We start from the raw sequence: 16,414 nt of genomic DNA on the forward strand, positions 1-16,414 counted from the left end.
GTTACTTCTTCTTGTGCGACGCTGGTGCCCAAAAGGTTTCAAGCCCTTCATTGACGTTGAGAACATCTTCCGGCGTTCCCATGAGTTCGAATGTGTACAAAACGGGTACGTCGCATTTGGCGGCAATTTTCTTGGCCGCGATGCAGTAGTACTCGCCGAAGTTCGTGTTCCCTGCGCCAATCACGCCACGCAAGTTTGCGCGGTTCTCTTCGTGACCCAGAAATTTCAAAATCTGGGGAAGGATTGAACGCTTCCCGCTTTCGCCGCCGTAGGTTGGTATGAGCAATACATACGGTGCCGTTGCGATCAGTTGCGGTTCGGTTGCAAAAACCGGGATGCGAGCCGCACTGAAATTCAATTTTTCCACGAAGCGCAAGGTGTTCTCCGATACCGAGGAGAAGTAAATCAAGTTGGTATCGGTGTATACCTTGGCTTCGTGAGCCTCAGCGTTTTGCCGTCGATCGGCAACTGCTGCTGGTGGCATTTCTTCGCCTCCGCTAGGTGGTCGACGAGTAAGTTCCCTTGGACCCCGTGCGGGGCCCGGATGCCGACTAGTTGGCTACGGCCAAGGTAGCGATCTTGTCTGGGCGGAAACCCGACCAGTGATCGTTGTCGGTGATAACGACCGGAGCCTGCTGGTAGCCAAGGCCGCGGACGTGCTCTAGGGCGGCGGCATCCTGCGAGATGTCTACCTTGTTGTACTCGATGCCCTGCTTGTCCAAAGCGCGGTATGTAGCGTTGCACTGCACGCAGGACGGCTTCGTGTAAACGGTGATTGCCATTTCCCTGTTTCCCCTTTTTAAAAGTCCTTGTTTTGGCTCGGACTCCACCATTTCCTGGTGCTTCCGGCCATCCTCTCGGATGCCCCAAAATGCTGTCTATGGGGTGCTTTCGGTGTTTCACTCACCAACGGGTTCAATACTACATCTTGTGTTTGGCCGGTCAAGCGGCCACAAGATGATGTATTACAAGTATGTCATTCCTCCACCGGGCCGTCCACAGCCACTGTGGATATTAACGGTCATTTAAACCGCGATTTCTCGCGGTCGGCCAAAACTTGTCCACAGCCTCGAGGATGGTCGATGTGGTTTAAAAATTCTTCATGTGAGATGTTCCTCGGCGTGTTCCACGTCGTCCTGCCCGACGACCGGACACTAGATGTGCCCTAGCTCCAGTGTCGGGGGCCGGACCGACACTTTAGGCGCGCATCGGCGAACTGTGGGTAAGTGATCTCAGGCCTCTTGCACCGCGAAGGCCGGATGCACCCCGGCCAATGCCTCGGAGGTGCCGGCCACCGCGCGGGCCACGGCCTCGGGCAGGGCGAGGCCGGAAAGCAGCGCACCGGTGAGCTGGCCCAGGAAGCAGTCCCCGGCCCCTTTGGCCTCGGTGCTAATCCGGCCGGTGTCGAACTGCTCGAGCTCTTCCTCGTCCATCACGAGCAAGCAGCCGATGAAATCTTCATCTTCGGTGGGCGCGGAGGTGGCGATCACATGCGCGGGGCCGGCATCCATGAGGTCCAAGGCCGCGTTGGCCGCGTCTTGCTCGTCATGGATCTGGGTTTCGGTGAGCAGCGCGAGCTCGAAGCAGTTCGGCGTCATCAGCCAAGCGTCTTCGACCAGATGCTCGGCATAGCTGGAAGCGACCTCCTCGCTCGCGTAGAGCCCGACATCCGTATCCCCGAAGGCGGGATCCAGGATCAGCCGCAGCTTCGGGTAGCGGGCCCGGGCGGCGCGGAACCAGTCGGCGATGATCCGCCCCTGGCTGGCCGCCCCGAGATAGCCGACGACCACGTAGCTGGCATCGCGCAGCGCGTCGCGGCTGAGCAGGTCCTCCAAAATGGCGCCAAGCCACTGATCCGAGATGGGGCCTCCGGCCACCGAGGGATAGTGCGGCAGATTGCTGAGCAGCACCGTGGGGACCGCCACCGTTCGGTGCCCGGCCAATTCGATCATTCGGGCGATGGCGTTGTTGCCCACCGATCCATAGGCCAGCTGGGAGCTGAGCACCACGGCGGCGACCGGGCGGGTATCTAGCTCAAAGCCGCTCATGCGTTCGCCTGCGGGTACTGGCGGGCGCCGAAGATCCCCTGACCCACGCGCACCACGGTGGCGCCTTCCTCGATGGCCAGCTCGAAGTCCCCGCTCATGCCCATGGAGAGCTGGTCGAAGCCTTCGGGGGCGCCGCCGTCGCGCAGCTGCGCCGCGGTGGTGCGCAGCAGCGCGAAGCTGGCGCGGATGGAGGACTCGTTCGTGGTGTTCGCGGCCATGGTCATCAGCCCTCGCGGGATGAGCCGATCCAGCGGGGCGATGGCTTCGAGCAGCGCACCGACCTGGCCGGCGTCGATCCCGGACTTGGTCTCTTCCCCGGAGGTGTTGACCTGGAGGAAGACCTGGAGGCTGCGGTCCTCGGCTTCCAGGCGGCGCTGCAGGGTTTCGGCGAGCTTCAGCGAATCCAGGGCATGGAACTCGTGGGCGAAGCGTGCTACGAACTTCGCCTTGTTGCCCTGCAGTGGCCCGATGACCGCATAGCGCAGTTCCGGGTAGTCGGCGGAGAATTCCTCGTATTTGGCCAGCGCTTCCTGGACCTTGTTCTCCCCCAGGGTGTCAACCCCGGCGTCGATGGCCAGACGCAGCCGGGCAGGTTCGATGGTTTTGGTGACCGGCAGCAGGCGCACCGCACCGGCTTCGCGGCCGGACCGGGCGGCGGCGGAGGAGATCTTCTGGTTGACGCTCGCCAGGTTCCGGGCGAAATCCTCGGTGGTTGCCGCCTGGGCCGCGGCCGGTTGCGAAGTTATCAAAGCGCCTGCGCCTCTTTCTGTTTGGTGGTGCTCGCTGCGAAAGCCGGCCCCGCTCACGCGGGTCCGGCTTCAAGCATAGGCATAGATCCCGGTGCTAGAACATTTGGCGCCAATTGGTCTTGGCCAGATCGAACAATTCGTCCCCGCGCCCGGAGAGCACCGTGCGGATGGCATAAAGCGCGAAGCCCTTGGCCTGCTCGACCTTGATGCTTGGCGGCATGGACATTTCCTGCCGGTCGGTGACCACGTCCAGCAACGCCGGCCCCTCGTGGGCGAGGAATTCTTTGACCGTGGCCTCTAGCTGCGCGGAGTCCTCCACCCGGAATCCCTTGAGTCCCGCGGCGTTGGCCACCGCACCGAAGTCGGGATTCTCCAGCTCGGTGGCATAGGTCACGAAGCCGGCGGCCTTCATCTCAAGTTCCACGAAGTTCAGCGAGGAATTGTTGAAGACCACCACCTTGATTGGCAGCTTATTCTGCGTGGCGGTCAGCAGCTCGCCGAGCATCATCGTCAGCCCGCCGTCCCCGGCGAAGGCGATCACCTGCCGCGTGCGGTCGATCGCCTGGGCACCGAGGGCGTGGCAGAGGGCGTTGGCCATCGAGCCGTGGTTGAAGGAGCCGAGCAGCCGGCGGTCTTCGGTCATGCTCAGGTAGCGGGCCGCCCAGATCACCGGGGAGCCCACATCGGCGGTGAAGATTGCGTCCTGGTCCGCCGCCAGATCGATCAGCCGGGCCAGGTACTGCGGGTGGATGGCCGCCTTGCCGCGCGAGGGGGTGGCCAGCTCGTCGAGTTTGGTGCGGGTTTTCGCGTAGTGCTCCAGCGCGTCATTCAGGTGCTTGCGCTTGCCCTGCCGGGGCAGTAGCGCCGAAAGCGCCGCGGCGGTGTCCTTCACCGTGCCCACCAGGGGCACATCCACGGTGGTGCGCCGGCCGAGCTGTTCCCCGCGCAGGTCGACCTGGATGATGCTGGCATGCTGCGGGTAGAACTGCTGGTAGGGGAAATCGGTGCCGAGCATCAGCAGCACCTCGCATTCCTCGATCGCCCGGTAGCCGGAGGCAAAGCCGAGCAGTCCGGTCATGCCCACGTCGAAGGGGTTCTCGTATTCGATATGCTCCTTGCCGCGCATCGAGTGCACGATCGGGGCGGCGAGCCGATCGGCCAGCTCCATCACCTCCGCGTGCGCCCCGGCGGTGCCGGCCCCGGCCAGGATGGTGACCTTGGCCGAGGATTCAAGCAGCTGCGCGGCGCGGGCAAGCTCCGCGTCGGCGGGCAGCACCCGCGGGCTGGTCTTGACGATCGCTTGGGTGCCGGCGCGTTCCATTTGGGAGAGCGCCACGTCCCCGGAGATCACCAGCACCGCAACCCCGCGCTTTTCGATCGCCTCGCGCATGGCGATGCGCAGCATCCGCGGCAGCTGCTTGGGGTCCGAGACCTGTTCGGCGTAGACCGAGCAGCCGCGGAAGATTTCTACCGGGTGGGTTTCCTGGAAATAGTTTGACCCGATCTCGTCGGTGGGGATCTGCGCGGCAATGGCCAGCACCGGCACCCGGGAGCGCTGCGCGTCGTAGAGCCCATTGATCAGGTGGAGGTTTCCCGGCCCGCAGGAGCCGACGCAGACGGCCAGCTCCCCGGTGAGTTCGGCTTCGGCGGTCGCGGCGAAGGCTGCGCCCTCCTCGTGGCGATGATGGATCCATTCCATCTCCCCGTTTTCGCGCAGCGCATCGGTCAGCCCGTTCAGCGAATCCCCCGGGACCCCGTAGATGCGCTTGACACCCTGGGTGTGGAACTGTTCGATCATGTGTTCGGCGACGGTAGGCATTAATTTCCTCCTGCAAACAAGGGGCCGGAATCCACCGGTTGATAACGCTCAGCCTACGAGAGAAAAGCGCCAGCTGGCTAACCGCTAACCGGCAAAGCCCGGCCAGTAATGCGAATCGGGCAGCGCACGAGCACCGAAGATCCCCTGCCCTACCCGCACCACGGTCGCGCCCTCGGCGATGGCCAGCTCGAAATCCCCGCTCATCCCCATGGACAATTCTTCCAACCCGATCCCCTCGGGCGCCCGCTCGCGCAGCCGGTCGCGCAGTTCGCGCAGCGTGGTGAAGCAGGTGCGCACCGCCTGCTTCTCGGAGGAGAAGATCGCCAGGGTCATCAGCCCCTTCACCCGCAGCCGGTCCAGGCCGGGCAGGGAACGCAAGAATTCTGGGGCCGCTGCCGGGTCCAGGCCGAATTTGGTTTCCTCGCCAGAGGTGTTCACCTGCACGAAAACATCCAGGGTGCGGTCTTCGAGTTCCAGCCTGCGCTGCAGCGCGGTGGCCTGGCGCAAATTATCCAGGGCCTGGAATTCGTCGGCGAAACGGGCCACGTCCTTGGCCTTATTCGATTGCAGGTGGCCGATCACCGAATATTTGAGACCCGGAATGTCGGCGAGGTTCTGGGCCTTGCGCGCGGCCTCCTGCACCTTGTTCTCCCCCAGCCAGTCCACGCCCGCCGCGATCGCCAGCCGCAGCCGCTCCTCGGGCACCGTCTTGGTCACCGGAAGCAGCCGCACGCTTCCCGGCTCCCGCCCGGCAGCGAGTTCGGCCGCCGCGATGCGCTTGCGGACCGAGGCGAGATTTGCCTTGTACTGCGCCACGGTGTTCGCAGTGGGCGCGGCGCTTGAATCCGAGGTTGCCTGGCTCATACGGTATTGCTCCTGCATCCAACTGGAGATGTTGCTGATCTGGCTTCATCGTAATATGCCACGGGCCGCCCCGGGCTCAAAGCAACTAGGCTAGAGGCAACCAGCGGGCAGGCGAGCGAAACCTTGGAGGTTGCAGTGGAGGAACAGTCAAGCAGTCACGTGATCGATGCGCGGAACATCCCGAAACCCGAACGCCACGGAAAAATCATGGAGGCCTACGACTCCTTGCCCACCGGCGGGTACCTGAGCCTGCTCAATGACCACGAACCGGTGAACCTGCACGCGGAATTCGAACGCAACCTCCCCGGCACCTATATCTGGGAGGCAACCGAACGGATCGGAGGAGACTGGGAAGTCATCATCACCAAGCTCGCCAGCACGCCGGTGCCGCGCATCATGACGAACACGGCCTGGCTCGGCGAACAAGGCAGCACGGTAGACGGCGCCATCTGGAAGCTCGAACCGGAGGGCCGCGACCTGGATGCGAATGTCATCGCACTGGCGCCAAGCCAGGAAATCGGCGAACACCGCGGCCCGGAACTGGACGTACTCATCCACGTGTTCGAAGGCACCGGGAAGCTGCACACCGAAACGGATTCGATCTCGCTAAAGCTCGGTGACGTGCTCTACCTTCCGGCACGTTCCAGGCGGCACTTCGTCGCCGGAGTCCACGGGCTGAAGTACTTCTCGGTGCATCAACGCAAGAAGACCTTGGGCCTGATGCCGGTGCTGCGCCCGGACGCCGATTAGCCTTCGAGTCGTCCGGAGTCCAGGAATCCTTCAAGCTTCGCGCGGTGCGGTGCGAGGTCCAAACCTTGGGCGTCCAGCCACTGCTGGTTGTAATAGGTGTTGGCGTAGCGCTCGCCGGAGTCGCAAATGAGCGTGACGATGCTTCCCTGTTCCCCGCGTTCGATCATGCCTGCAATGATCTGGAAGACCGCGTAGAGGTTGGTTCCCGTCGACCCTCCGGTCCAGTGCCGAGTGTGTGCCCGCAGCAGGTACATGGCGGCCAGCGAGCCCGCGTCGGGCACCTGGATCATCTGGTCGATTACTCCGGGCACGAAGGACGGCTCGACGCTGGGTCGGCCGATCCCCTCGATCCGCGACCCGAGCCCGGTGGAGTACGCCATATTTCCGGTACGCCACCCCTCGTAGAAGGACGAGTTCTCCGGATCGGCCACGGCCACCTGGGTGTCATGCTGGCGGTAACGCACGTATCTGCCAAAAGTCGCCGAGGTGCCGCCGGTGCCGGCGCCGACCACGATCCATGAAGGAATCGGGTGGCGTTCGGCCGAAAGCTGCGAGAACACGGATTCGGCAATGTTGTTGTTTCCACGCCAGTCGGTGGCTCGTTCGGCGTAGGTGAATTGATCCAGGTAGTATCCGTCGGATTCCTCGGCGAGCTGACGGGCCGCAAGGTCCACTTCGCCGGCGGCATCGACCAGGTGGCAGCGTCCGCCATAGAACTCGATGAGTTCAATTTTCTCCCTGCTGGTAGTCCGGGGTACTACAGCGATGAAAGGCAGGCCGAGCATGCGGGCGAAATACGCTTCGGATACCGCGGTGGAGCCGCTAGAGGCTTCCACAAGTGTGGTGTGCTCACCAATTTTGCCATTGACCAAACCGTAGAGCAGCAATGAGCGCGCCAAGCGGTGCTTGAGCGATCCGGTGGGATGCACCGATTCGTCCTTCAAATACAGGTCGATTCCCCACTGCTTTGGCAGCGGAAAGACATGGAGGTGGGTGTCTGCGCTGCGGTTCGCATCTGCGTCAAGCAGGGCGATCGCGGCTCGGACCCAATGGTTTGCTTTGCTAGTCTGCTCAGTCACGCACCCACTCTATCCCTAGTCCTTGACTTGGCGCAGAACGACTATACCGGCGGCCGTCGAGCTGCTTGCTGGAGGGATCTCGAATGCCATCTGGGGACGGTTCGATGAGTGGCATCCTGGCCGGGAATGCACCACGCTGCATTGCATTCCACGGAGCGCTTTGCCTTTGCTCCGGGGACAGACCGGTTCGACACGATGCACCGCAAACTTCAAATTCCCGAACGGAGCACGCTTCCGGTACTGGCGCTCGTCCATATTTCGGATCGATCGACCTCGAAAATCGGCAGGGTTTCGTGGATCTCGATTTCAGTCCTGGCCGTCAGGCTGGCAACCATCGGGCACCTCCCCCAGTCGGTCGACTCAGCTTCCTCGGAGCGCGCTGGAGAGGTTCGGCGCTTAGCGAGACGGGCTCGGCGACTAGGACTGCTTGGAGCCGCGGACCGATTCGTCGAGAACCAGCGTCAGGAGTCCCGGGAAACGTCGATCGAGTTCTTCACGTCGGATCCAGTTGCGGTGCCTGTTTCCCTGCGCCTCTTGTCTAATGAGACCCGACTCGCGGAGAACACGCCAGTGACGGGTGAGCGCGGATTTTGACACGCCGAAGTCCGAGTTGCTGCATGCCCGGCCCGGTTCTTCCGCAAGCTGCATGACGATCGCCCTGCGCACAGGATCCGCGAGGGCTGACATCACCTCGAAGAGGTCGAAATCTTCCTCTTCCGGGATGGTGAGCGGGTTTGCCAAGCGACTTGCCATGGTTCCTATCCTAATTCGCAACATAAAAAGATGTACCGCCTTACGCGTACATGATGAACGTTAGATGTACATGACTGCGCGTACAACAATTGTCCTGTTTGGTTTACGGAACCGCAAGCGTTCGGCAGCCACCGATCCAGAGCACACGCCCTGATGCTCGAAATGAATGAAAGAGGGACACCCGTGAAGATTTCCATCATTGGCGCCGGAGCAATTGGCAGTAACCTCGCCCGCCAACTCAGCGAAGCCGGACACGACGTGCTCATCGCAACTGCAAGCGGTCCAACGAGCATCCCGGCGAAGGCGACGGCTACGGGCGCACAGCCGGTCGAGCTGGAGGCCGCGACGCAGGATAGGGACGTCGTCATTCTGGCGGTTCCGTTCGGCGTTCAGCCCGTGCTCAAGAACTTGATTGCGGCTGCGCAGGAGAACACTGTGGTCGTGGACGCCTCGAACTACTACCCCGGCATGAATGGGCACATCGCAGCCGTCGTTGACGGCCAGGTCGAGAGCCTGTGGAGCCAAGAGCAGCTAGGGCGCCCGGTAGTGAAAGCGTGGAACGCCGCCCTGGCCGAAACCCAGCGGACCATGGGACGACCTGCCGGCAGCCCCGACCGGCTGGCACTCCCGGTCGCAGGCGACTCCCGGTCGCAGGCGACTCCGAAAAGGCTCGCGCAACGGTGATGCAGCTCGTGGACGACAGCGGCTTCGACGCATACGACGCCGGTGTCCTTGCAGAATCCTGGAGACTGCAGCCCGGAACCCCGGCTTACTGTACCGAACTAGGGCTAGAGGGCCTCGGCCAAGCTCTCGCCGCCGCGGAGAAAGACAAGGCGCCGGAAACGCGCGACCGGCTGATGGAGCATTTCGTCTCAATGAATACCATGCCGTCACGCGAGGAAACCGTCGCAATCAATCGCGCCGCCCACCTCTAGCCCCGCCAGCCCACAAGCCGAGGGCAGGAGAGGACGCCGAGCCGTCCGGAACACATGGCCCCGGGGAAACCTTCCAGCAACGGGTACCGGTCGCAGAATCCCCTCTGACACTGCCTGGGAGTGGGCGCCGGGTGCAGCAAACTAGCGTCGACGCCCGGGTATGCTGCGTACACGGCCTGCCCTGGGCATCTCAAGATCAGCCTCGCGTACGCTGTGAGTTCGCAATGAGCTAAACCCTCCACTATTGAGAGTTATCTTCGGGCTGGCTAGGGTAGATTGAGTGGCCCGAGTTACCAAAAAGTAACAAACCACGGGATCCTCAACGAGAGTAGGGTAAAAATGTCAAAGACTGCCAAGACTTTCAAAGAAGTCGAGAAATCGCTGAACAAATTGGCTAAGTCAGCCAAGGCAGAAATCCCGAAGGATCTTCGCGAGACGTGGAATAACGCAATCTACGGAGTGAACGGTGAAGCTATCGGCAACGCGGGCGCCAGCCTGATCGAAAGCGTCAGTGGCAATTCGAAGGCCGCACAGCGCACCCGTTCATCCGTTGAGAACGCAGTGAAGACCGCGCAGCAGAAGCTGGGCGCGCCAAAAAAGTCCTGCAAGAGCGGCAAGCTGCTGCTGGTCGGCGCGGTCGTTGCCGCGATTATCGCCGTCGTTGTTTCCAGCACTAAGAAGAGCGCCGCTCACTAATCTCTCGCATTCAAGCTAGCCAGCGTCTAAAACCGTGGTTCTGAAATTTTCGGAGCCACGGTTTTCGCGTGCACGGGGCAAAGCGAATAGCGGCGCTGCAGACAGCTGCGTGCCGCTATCTAGAAAATCGCCAGTATTCTAATCACGGCAAATCCCAAACCTCAAGGTCTCTAGCCAACGGCCGAATCAGCTTTCAGAATGCCTAATCCCGAGCGGAGCCAAAACGCTTTACGGCTCGGCTCGCCTGAGGCAAGATGAGAAAACGTGGCAAGCTTCCCATTCGTGAAGCAATAGCGTGATGCCACCTCACCTCCGGGCCCCAAGCCGACAGCCTGGCTACGCGGGCGCCCGAAGACTAATAGCTACCTTCAGTAAGAGAACGAAGCGCCGCGACATGACGGACATAAGCCTGCCGTCCGTTGGGAGTGAGCATTAGCCGCACATGGCTTCTCCCACCCTTGGAGAATTTTTCCACGTCGATAAATTCGGCCTCGGAAAGCTGCTTCAAATGCTTGCTCAACACCGAATCGGCAATTCCCAACGAATCACGCAGTTGAGCAAACTCGGCATATTTGAGTGGAGCCAAGCTGGCGCAGATGCGCAGACGGATTGGGGCATGAATCAGTTCATTGAACTCCCCGTGATCAGACACCGCGCTCATTCGCGTCCTTGAGCCGATTCTTGATCGTTGCCGTGCGCATACCGGTCATGCACAAACAAAGAACACCAAATAGCGCCAGCCATTTCAGGCCCGCCTCACCCCAGGACCCAGGTTCCCAGAAGTTAGCAACCTGCAAGGTCAACATAAACAGAAGAACATAGCCCATGTAGCGGCCTGAATGCCTGAGAACCGGACGCGCCTTGGGCCGCTTGCGCATCAACAGAAAATACCAGAAACCCAGGGGAATGATCAGCAAAAACAGCGCAAAGAAGGCCGGCCATGACACGTAATTCGCCAATGTACAGACCGTTGCCACGAAGGCCAGCACGGCATACATGATTTTACGCGGCGCCTCCGTGGCACCAACCATCGCCTCCGAAGCATCTTCTATTTCCGCGAGTGCTTCGCGCGGCTCATAGCCGCCCGCCACATGCTTTTCACTGTCCATCACACCCTACTTTCCGTTAAGGAAAGTCTTGACTTTCCATGGTGGAAAGTCAAGGTTTCTCCGCGCTTCGCCAACCTGGCCGAGCTGCCTTCAACAGGATTTCGAGCCTGCTCGGATGGATCTCCAAGCAGACTCGATGCCTTGCAATGCCAACTGCTAGTTTTTCAATGACTATCGACGAGCACGCGAGTTCTTGATTGCGGCTGCGAGCCCTAAGCCTGCGGCAACCAAGCCGACCGGAATCAGCCAAAGACTGTTTGCCCCGGTGTCGGCGAGCCTATCGATTTTACGCTGTTCGGGCTCCTCCTCGGAGGGTTCTTTGGTCGGTTCCGAACTTTGCTCCTGCTTGGGCTCCGTAGTTTCTTCGCTCGGGGTTTCATTCACCTCTGGGCGTTGGGAAGGCTCGGCCGTGGGCGAAGCCTCCGGTGCTGCCGACTCGTCCGGTGTATCGGTCTCATCCGGAGTCTGCGACTCAACAGGGCGCTCGTTTAACCCAAAGACCTCTTCGGCCGCACCCAAATTAGCGAACACCGTTTCACCGCTGGCATCATCCACCGCATCGTTGTCGGTGACGATATACACATCACCGCTGCCGGCGACGGCCAGGCCTTCGAGCTTCTCCTGGGTCCAGCCATTGGTCGCTTCAAGCACCGGAAGCACGTCTACTGCCAGTTCCTTTTCCAGCATGGTGACCTCACCGGCCACACCTTCTGGAAGTTCAAACTTATACAGGGCCTTGAGCTCAGCATTCTCACCGTTGCGTTTGTCGCGCTCGATAACGGCGAACGATCCGTCCGGAAGCTCGGTGATTTCCGAAAGCCCATTCCACGATCCATCGTCACCGGCTGGCTCAAGCTGGTAGCCATACCAGGTGAATTCGGCAGAGTCCGGAACATACTTGCCGATGCGGACGAAGTCTTCGCCTGGCACTTCGCGCTGCAGGGTGAAGATCACCTCTTCTTCTGCGCCTTCACCGCGCACGCTGACACCTTCGAGTCCCTGTCCGCCGAGCTCTGCGACAACTTCCGCAGGCAGCGACACTTCCTCGATGACGGCCCCGGCTTCATCAATGCGCACCAGCGCATTTTCTGCGCCTTCCTGACCTTCATGCGCAGCCCAGAACCCTCCCTCGGCACGGGCCGCGATGCCTTCAAGATCAAATTCGGCAGGGGCACCGTCCTTGGTCACCGCCATGGAGCTCTCGACCAGCGCGGGCTTCTGCGCGGTGTCGATGGAGTAAATGCGTGGCTCATAAGCGCTGTCACTGACCGCGTAAAGCTTCTCCAACTCTTCCGGGTTCTCACTCAACCCGCTCAAGGCACCGAACGGCACCAGGTTCTCGATGCTGGATGCCAACGCCGGGAATTGCGCTTCGGTTGCACCGAAGGAGAATAGCGTAATCGACGATCGCACGCCCTTGTCTGCCTCATCGGTTTCCGAGGCCACGGCCAACAAGTCCCGGCCTGGAATCGGAAGGATGCCTTCCGGGCCGTTGGTGGTCGGCAGGGTCTGCACATATTCCGGATTGGTTGGATCGCTCAGTTCGTACACCGCGACGAAATTGCCGCGTTCCGAGGCAACGAAGGCGTAGTCGACACCGTTGAAGTTGTCGATCGCCAACCCCTCGGGTTCCACGCCCTTCTTGCCTGCGCGCTTCTCCGGGAACAGCCCCTGGGAGAGCGCCAACCGCTCGAAGGTGTTTCCTGCATCCCAAGCAACTTCGCCGGTTTCGGAATCGAAGATGGTGAAGCCTCGGCTGCCACCTTTCCAGTCCCCCTCGTTGGCGGTGGCGAGGTAGCGATCTTGGATCCAGCCGATCGCGTCCGGTTCGCGCGGAACGTCTTTCAGCGAGCCGGTGGGATCCAGTTTCCCGTCTTTTTCGATGTCTATGTTTTCCAGGTCAACGCTGCCCGCGCTGAAGGCGTCGGTAATGTCGCCGCTGGGCAGGTCGATGAGGACTACGCCGTTGTTTTCTTGGAGGGTTACCGCCAGTTGGTTTTTGGCATTGATGGTGACGTACTCGGGCTCCGGATCCTGTGGGGTGTCGAATCCGGCGTCGTTAAGCATCGGAAGCGCAATCGGGGCTTCGCGCGGCCCCGCGGTCAGCGGTACCTCGCGAACGCTCCAGGCTTCGGGGTTTTCGCCCACGAGATCCAGGATCTCGATAGCACCGGCGGGCGCCTGCGGCAGACCGCCATCTCCGGCGTCCTCGTCACGTTCGTTTTCGATGGCGATCGCCGCGTAGGCGCCGTCTTCAGAGATCGCGATAGAGTCCGGCTGTCCGGTCAATTCGATGCTGTGGACCAGCGTACGGTCAGCGATGCGCACAACGTCAACACGCCCCGAAGGGTTCGAGTAGCTTTCCGAGGTGTTGACTACGACAAAAACGTACTCTCCATAGGCGGCAACGCTAGTTGGCTCGTCTTCTGGGCTACCGAGCTGGTGCAGCGGGAGCGTTCCCAAACCCTTCGGTGCGGCGGGGTCGCTGATATCCACGAATCCCACCTGGCGGGCGAGCGCGTCAGAGTAGATCAGGGTTTTGCCGTCTTCGGAAACGGTCGAGATTTCGGAGGCAGTTTCGGCTGCGGCCCCGTCTGGGTCGTTCTGATACACCGGGTAGGTCGCGGTGCGTTCAAAGTAGCTCCCGGTTTCGGCGGTTGCGACCCCCGCCGTAGTCAATGGCGCAACGCCTACTGCGCCCACCACTATGGCTGCGGCGAGAATGCCTGCAGATTTCTTTGCAACTCGGTTCACGTTCCCTATCCCCATCAAGCTTGATATTTCCCATAAATTCCCTCTTAAGATTGGCAAATCAATCCGGCCGCGAGGTGAATTCCGGGCAACGGGAGTTGAACAAGTTGTAGCTAGTTCATTCACTCACATTTAGTTGNNNCAACTAAATGTGAGTGAATGTGGGTGCAGGCATCTCGGTGCACCTGCGCGGCTTATTCAATTCACAAGGAAATTAAGAACGGACGAGCTCATGATCCTGAACAACACCACAGTCTTAGGTACCGGCGTACTTGGCTCCCAGATCATCTTCCAAACCGCCTACCACGGACTACCCGTGGTCGGCTACGACATCGATGATGCTGCCCTCGAAGCCGCCGCCGCCAGGCTGGATAAATTAGTCCCGGTTTACGCGGAGTACTTTGACGCCGGCGACAACACGAAAGCTCAAGCAGCACGCGATTCCATCCGGTTGAGCAGTGACTTAGCCGAGGCTGTCGAGGATGCGGACCTGGTGATCGAAGCGGTACCAGAAAGCCTGGAAATCAAGCAGGATACCTACCGGAACCTTGCGCAAACAGCCCCAGAACGCACCGTCTTCGCCACTAACTCCTCGACGTTGCTTCCTTCAGCTATTGCAGGGTTCACCGGCCGGCCCGATCGCTTCCTTGCGTTGCACTACGCCAACCGAGTTTGGCAAAACAATACCGGCGAAGTCATGGGCACCGAGTCAACCAGCGCCGAAGCCTACGAAGCAGTGGTGAACTTCGCCGAACGCACTGGGATGGTTCCAATTCGGGTGCTGAAGGAACAGCCGGGATACGTGCTCAACTCGTTGCTCGTACCTTTTCTGCAGTCTGCGAGCCATCTACTGGTAAATGGCGTCGCGGACGCAGCAACCATTGACCAGACATGGAAACTGGGCACCGGAGCTCCCAAGGGTCCCTTTGAAATTTACGACATCGTCGGGCTGAACACCGCGTACAACATTTCACGTTCCGGAGATGAAACCAGCCAGAAATTCGCAGAACTGCTCAAAAACAACTACATCGAACACGGAAAACTCGGTACTGCCACGGGTGAAGGCTTCTACAAGTACGACTAGGTATTCCTCGGGCACACGCCATAGACCGGCATGCGCAAGTTCCTCATAGCAGCCGGGATAGCAATCGCGGTTAGGATGGGCTGGTGGCACATATCGACGTTTCCGACATCCAATACTTCCTTTCCGACGGCACCCAGTTGCTCGGCGGAGTCTCCTTCAAAGTTACCGCCGGCTCCAAAACCGCTTTAATCGGGCCGAACGGCACGGGCAAAACCACCTTGATCAAGATCATCTCCGGTGATCTCAAAGCCGACGAGGGCGCGATAAACCGCTCGGGCTCGATGGGCATCATGCGCCAGTTCGTGGGACAGGTTCGCGACGAATCGACGGTGAAGGATCTTTTGCTTTCCACCGCGGCTCCGGCCGTCGTTGCTGCCGCCGCCAAGGTCGCAGCGTGCGAAGCGAAGATGCTGGTCAGCGAGGACGAAAAGGTCCACATGCGCTACGCCGAAGCGATTATCGAGTGGGGTGACGCCGGAGGCTACGAGCTGGAAACCACTTGGGACAAGGTCTGCATGGCAGCGCTGGGCATTCCCTTTGATCGTGCCCAAGACCGCCAAGCGCGCACCTTGTCCGGCGGCGAGCAAAAGCGCCTCGTGTTGGAGGCGCTTTTCGAAGGCAACGATGAGCTGCTGCTCTTGGATGAGCCGGATAACTATCTAGACGTACCGGGTAAGCGCTGGCTTGAAGCGATGATGGAGCGCTCCCCCAAGACGGTGCTATTCATCAGCCACGACCGCGAGTTGCTCAACAACGCGGCCACGCGCATCGTCACGCTGGAGCCCGGCCATGGTGGAGCCACCGCGTGGATCCACGGTGGTTCGTTCGGCTCCTACGTACAGGCCCGCAAGGAACGCAACGAACGCTTCGAGGAACTGCGCAAGCGCTGGGATGAAGAGCATTCCAAGCTCAAGGAATTGGTCATCATGTACAAGACCAAGGCGGCGTTCCGTTCGGATATGGCTAACCGGTATCACGCGGCACAGACACGGTTGGATAAGTTCCTGGAGGCCGGCCCGCCGCAGGCGATTCCGCTAGAGCAAAACGTGAAGATGCGACTGAAGGGTGGACGCACCGCCAAGCGCGCGGTCGTAGCCGAAAAGCTCGAACTCACCGGGCTGATGAAGCCCTTCAGCAATGAGATCTGGTTTGGTGACCGTGTTGGCGTGCTCGGTTCCAACGGCTCGGGCAAATCCCACTTCCTGCGGCTGCTGGCTGCCGGCGGCACCGATCCCGAACGGGAGCACGAGCCGGTTTCAGATGTGAAGCTCGCCGAAGTTCCTCATGAGGGAACGGTAAAGCTCGGCGCTCGGATTCGCCCTGGCTACTTTGCCCAGACCCACACCCGCCCCGACCTATTCGGCCGCACCTTGCTGGAGATTCTGCACCGCGGTGACGAGCACCGTTCGGGGCTTGCCCGTGAGGCTGCCGCAGGCGCATTGGACGGCTACGGTCTGGCTGGCCAATCTGAGCAGAAGTTCGAGTCGCTCTCCGGGGGCCAACAAGCCCGTTTCCAGATCCTGCTCCTGCAGCTATCCGGAGCGACCCTGCTGTTGCTTGATGAGCCGACGGATAACCTCGACCTGCATTCCGGCGAAGCGCTCGAGCATGCGATCGATTCCTTTGAAGGCACCGTGCTCGCGGTGACTCACGACCGCTGGTTCGCAAAGTCGTTTGACCGCTTCCTGGTCTTTGGCTCAGACGGCAAGGTCTACGAGTCCGATACTCCCGTGTGGGACGAGAAGCGCGTGCAGCGGGAGCGCTAGGCGCACTGCAG

17 protein-coding genes are annotated in these 16,414 nt (G+C 60.8%); 6 read left to right on the plus strand and 11 right to left on the minus strand.

Annotated features, from left to right (window positions below):
• Position 1: 1 nt before the first annotated feature.
• The 6 genes from nrdI to CIK76_RS07270 all read right to left on the minus strand — a co-directional run bounded on the left by nrdI (position 2) and on the right by CIK76_RS07270 (position 5,480).
• Complete coding sequence (nrdI, locus tag CIK76_RS07245; RefSeq protein WP_096284909.1) at positions 2-484, minus strand: class Ib ribonucleoside-diphosphate reductase assembly flavoprotein NrdI; 483 nt, start codon at positions 482-484, stop codon at positions 2-4.
• A gap of 67 nt (positions 485-551) precedes the next feature.
• On the minus strand, positions 552-782 hold the full coding sequence (gene nrdH / locus CIK76_RS07250; RefSeq protein ID WP_096284911.1) for a glutaredoxin-like protein NrdH: 231 nt from the start codon (positions 780-782) through the stop codon (positions 552-554).
• Between the two features lie 450 nt (positions 783-1,232).
• A complete protein-coding gene (locus CIK76_RS07255) occupies positions 1,233-2,048 on the minus strand; it encodes a PfkB family carbohydrate kinase (protein WP_096284913.1) in 816 nt (271 codons plus the stop codon).
• Positions 2,045-2,797, minus strand: coding sequence for a YggS family pyridoxal phosphate-dependent enzyme (locus CIK76_RS07260; protein ID WP_343252115.1), 753 nt, complete (start codon positions 2,795-2,797; stop codon positions 2,045-2,047). The genes CIK76_RS07255 and CIK76_RS07260 overlap by 4 nt, the downstream gene beginning before the upstream one ends.
• Before the next feature lie 94 nt (positions 2,798-2,891).
• On the minus strand, positions 2,892-4,616 hold the full coding sequence (gene poxB / locus CIK76_RS07265; RefSeq protein ID WP_096284915.1) for a ubiquinone-dependent pyruvate dehydrogenase: 1,725 nt from the start codon (positions 4,614-4,616) through the stop codon (positions 2,892-2,894).
• An 84-nt stretch (positions 4,617-4,700) separates the two neighbouring features.
• The gene (locus CIK76_RS07270) at positions 4,701-5,480 is read right to left on the minus strand and encodes a YggS family pyridoxal phosphate-dependent enzyme (RefSeq protein ID WP_096284917.1); all 780 of its coding nucleotides are present in this window, start codon (positions 5,478-5,480) and stop codon (positions 4,701-4,703) included.
• A 135-nt stretch (positions 5,481-5,615) separates the two neighbouring features.
• Between CIK76_RS07270 and CIK76_RS07275 the strand changes: the two genes are divergently transcribed.
• The gene (locus CIK76_RS07275; RefSeq protein WP_176484122.1) at positions 5,616-6,230 is read left to right on the plus strand and encodes a DUF2249 domain-containing protein; all 615 of its coding nucleotides are present in this window, start codon (positions 5,616-5,618) and stop codon (positions 6,228-6,230) included.
• Here the strand turns inward: CIK76_RS07275 and CIK76_RS07280 are convergent.
• Together CIK76_RS07280 and CIK76_RS07285 are read right to left on the minus strand one after the other, a co-directional pair.
• On the minus strand, positions 6,227-7,309 hold the full coding sequence (locus CIK76_RS07280; RefSeq protein ID WP_096284921.1) for a PLP-dependent cysteine synthase family protein: 1,083 nt from the start codon (positions 7,307-7,309) through the stop codon (positions 6,227-6,229). The two genes, CIK76_RS07275 and CIK76_RS07280, sit on opposite strands and share 4 nt — an antisense overlap.
• A 417-nt stretch (positions 7,310-7,726) precedes the next feature.
• The gene (locus CIK76_RS07285; protein WP_096284923.1) at positions 7,727-8,062 is read right to left on the minus strand and encodes a helix-turn-helix domain-containing protein; all 336 of its coding nucleotides are present in this window, start codon (positions 8,060-8,062) and stop codon (positions 7,727-7,729) included.
• A gap of 162 nt (positions 8,063-8,224) precedes the next feature.
• Here CIK76_RS07285 and CIK76_RS19590 point away from each other — a divergent pair, with 162 nt between their 5' ends.
• The 3 genes from CIK76_RS19590 to CIK76_RS07295 all read left to right on the plus strand — a co-directional run bounded on the left by CIK76_RS19590 (position 8,225) and on the right by CIK76_RS07295 (position 9,693).
• Positions 8,225-8,746 (plus strand): NAD(P)-binding domain-containing protein, encoded by a 522-nt coding sequence (locus CIK76_RS19590; RefSeq protein ID WP_255248386.1) that lies wholly within the window; start codon positions 8,225-8,227, stop codon positions 8,744-8,746.
• A complete protein-coding gene (locus CIK76_RS19595) occupies positions 8,743-8,997 on the plus strand; it encodes a hypothetical protein (RefSeq protein ID WP_217990355.1) in 255 nt (84 codons plus the stop codon). The genes CIK76_RS19590 and CIK76_RS19595 overlap by 4 nt, the downstream gene beginning before the upstream one ends.
• 339 nt (positions 8,998-9,336) lie before the next feature.
• Positions 9,337-9,693: a hypothetical protein gene (locus tag CIK76_RS07295; RefSeq protein WP_096284925.1), complete on the plus strand. Its 357-nt coding sequence runs from the start codon at positions 9,337-9,339 to the stop codon at positions 9,691-9,693.
• Between the two features lie 355 nt (positions 9,694-10,048).
• Here the strand turns inward: CIK76_RS07295 and CIK76_RS07300 are convergent, their stop codons facing one another.
• The 3 genes from CIK76_RS07300 to CIK76_RS07310 form a co-directional block, all read right to left on the minus strand.
• A complete protein-coding gene (locus tag CIK76_RS07300; protein ID WP_096284927.1) occupies positions 10,049-10,354 on the minus strand; it encodes a transcriptional regulator in 306 nt (101 codons plus the stop codon).
• The gene (locus CIK76_RS07305) at positions 10,338-10,802 is read right to left on the minus strand and encodes a hypothetical protein (protein ID WP_096284929.1); all 465 of its coding nucleotides are present in this window, start codon (positions 10,800-10,802) and stop codon (positions 10,338-10,340) included. Before CIK76_RS07305 ends, CIK76_RS07300 begins: the two co-directional genes overlap by 17 nt.
• Before the next feature lie 171 nt (positions 10,803-10,973).
• Complete coding sequence (locus CIK76_RS07310) at positions 10,974-13,556, minus strand: esterase-like activity of phytase family protein (protein WP_096284931.1); 2,583 nt, start codon at positions 13,554-13,556, stop codon at positions 10,974-10,976.
• A gap of 229 nt (positions 13,557-13,785) precedes the next feature.
• Between CIK76_RS07310 and CIK76_RS07315 the strand changes: the two genes are divergently transcribed.
• Positions 13,786-14,637 (plus strand): 3-hydroxyacyl-CoA dehydrogenase, encoded by an 852-nt coding sequence (locus tag CIK76_RS07315; RefSeq protein WP_096284933.1) that lies wholly within the window; start codon positions 13,786-13,788, stop codon positions 14,635-14,637.
• Positions 14,638-14,720: 83 nt separating this feature from the next.
• Entirely contained in the window at positions 14,721-16,403 is a 1,683-nt protein-coding gene (locus CIK76_RS07320) for an ATP-binding cassette domain-containing protein (RefSeq protein WP_096284935.1), read from the plus strand.
• Positions 16,404-16,414: the final 11 nt, after the last annotated feature.

It is taken from the genome of Glutamicibacter sp. BW80 (assembly GCF_002332385.1).
Classification (GTDB): Bacteria; Actinomycetota; Actinomycetes; order Actinomycetales; family Micrococcaceae; genus Glutamicibacter.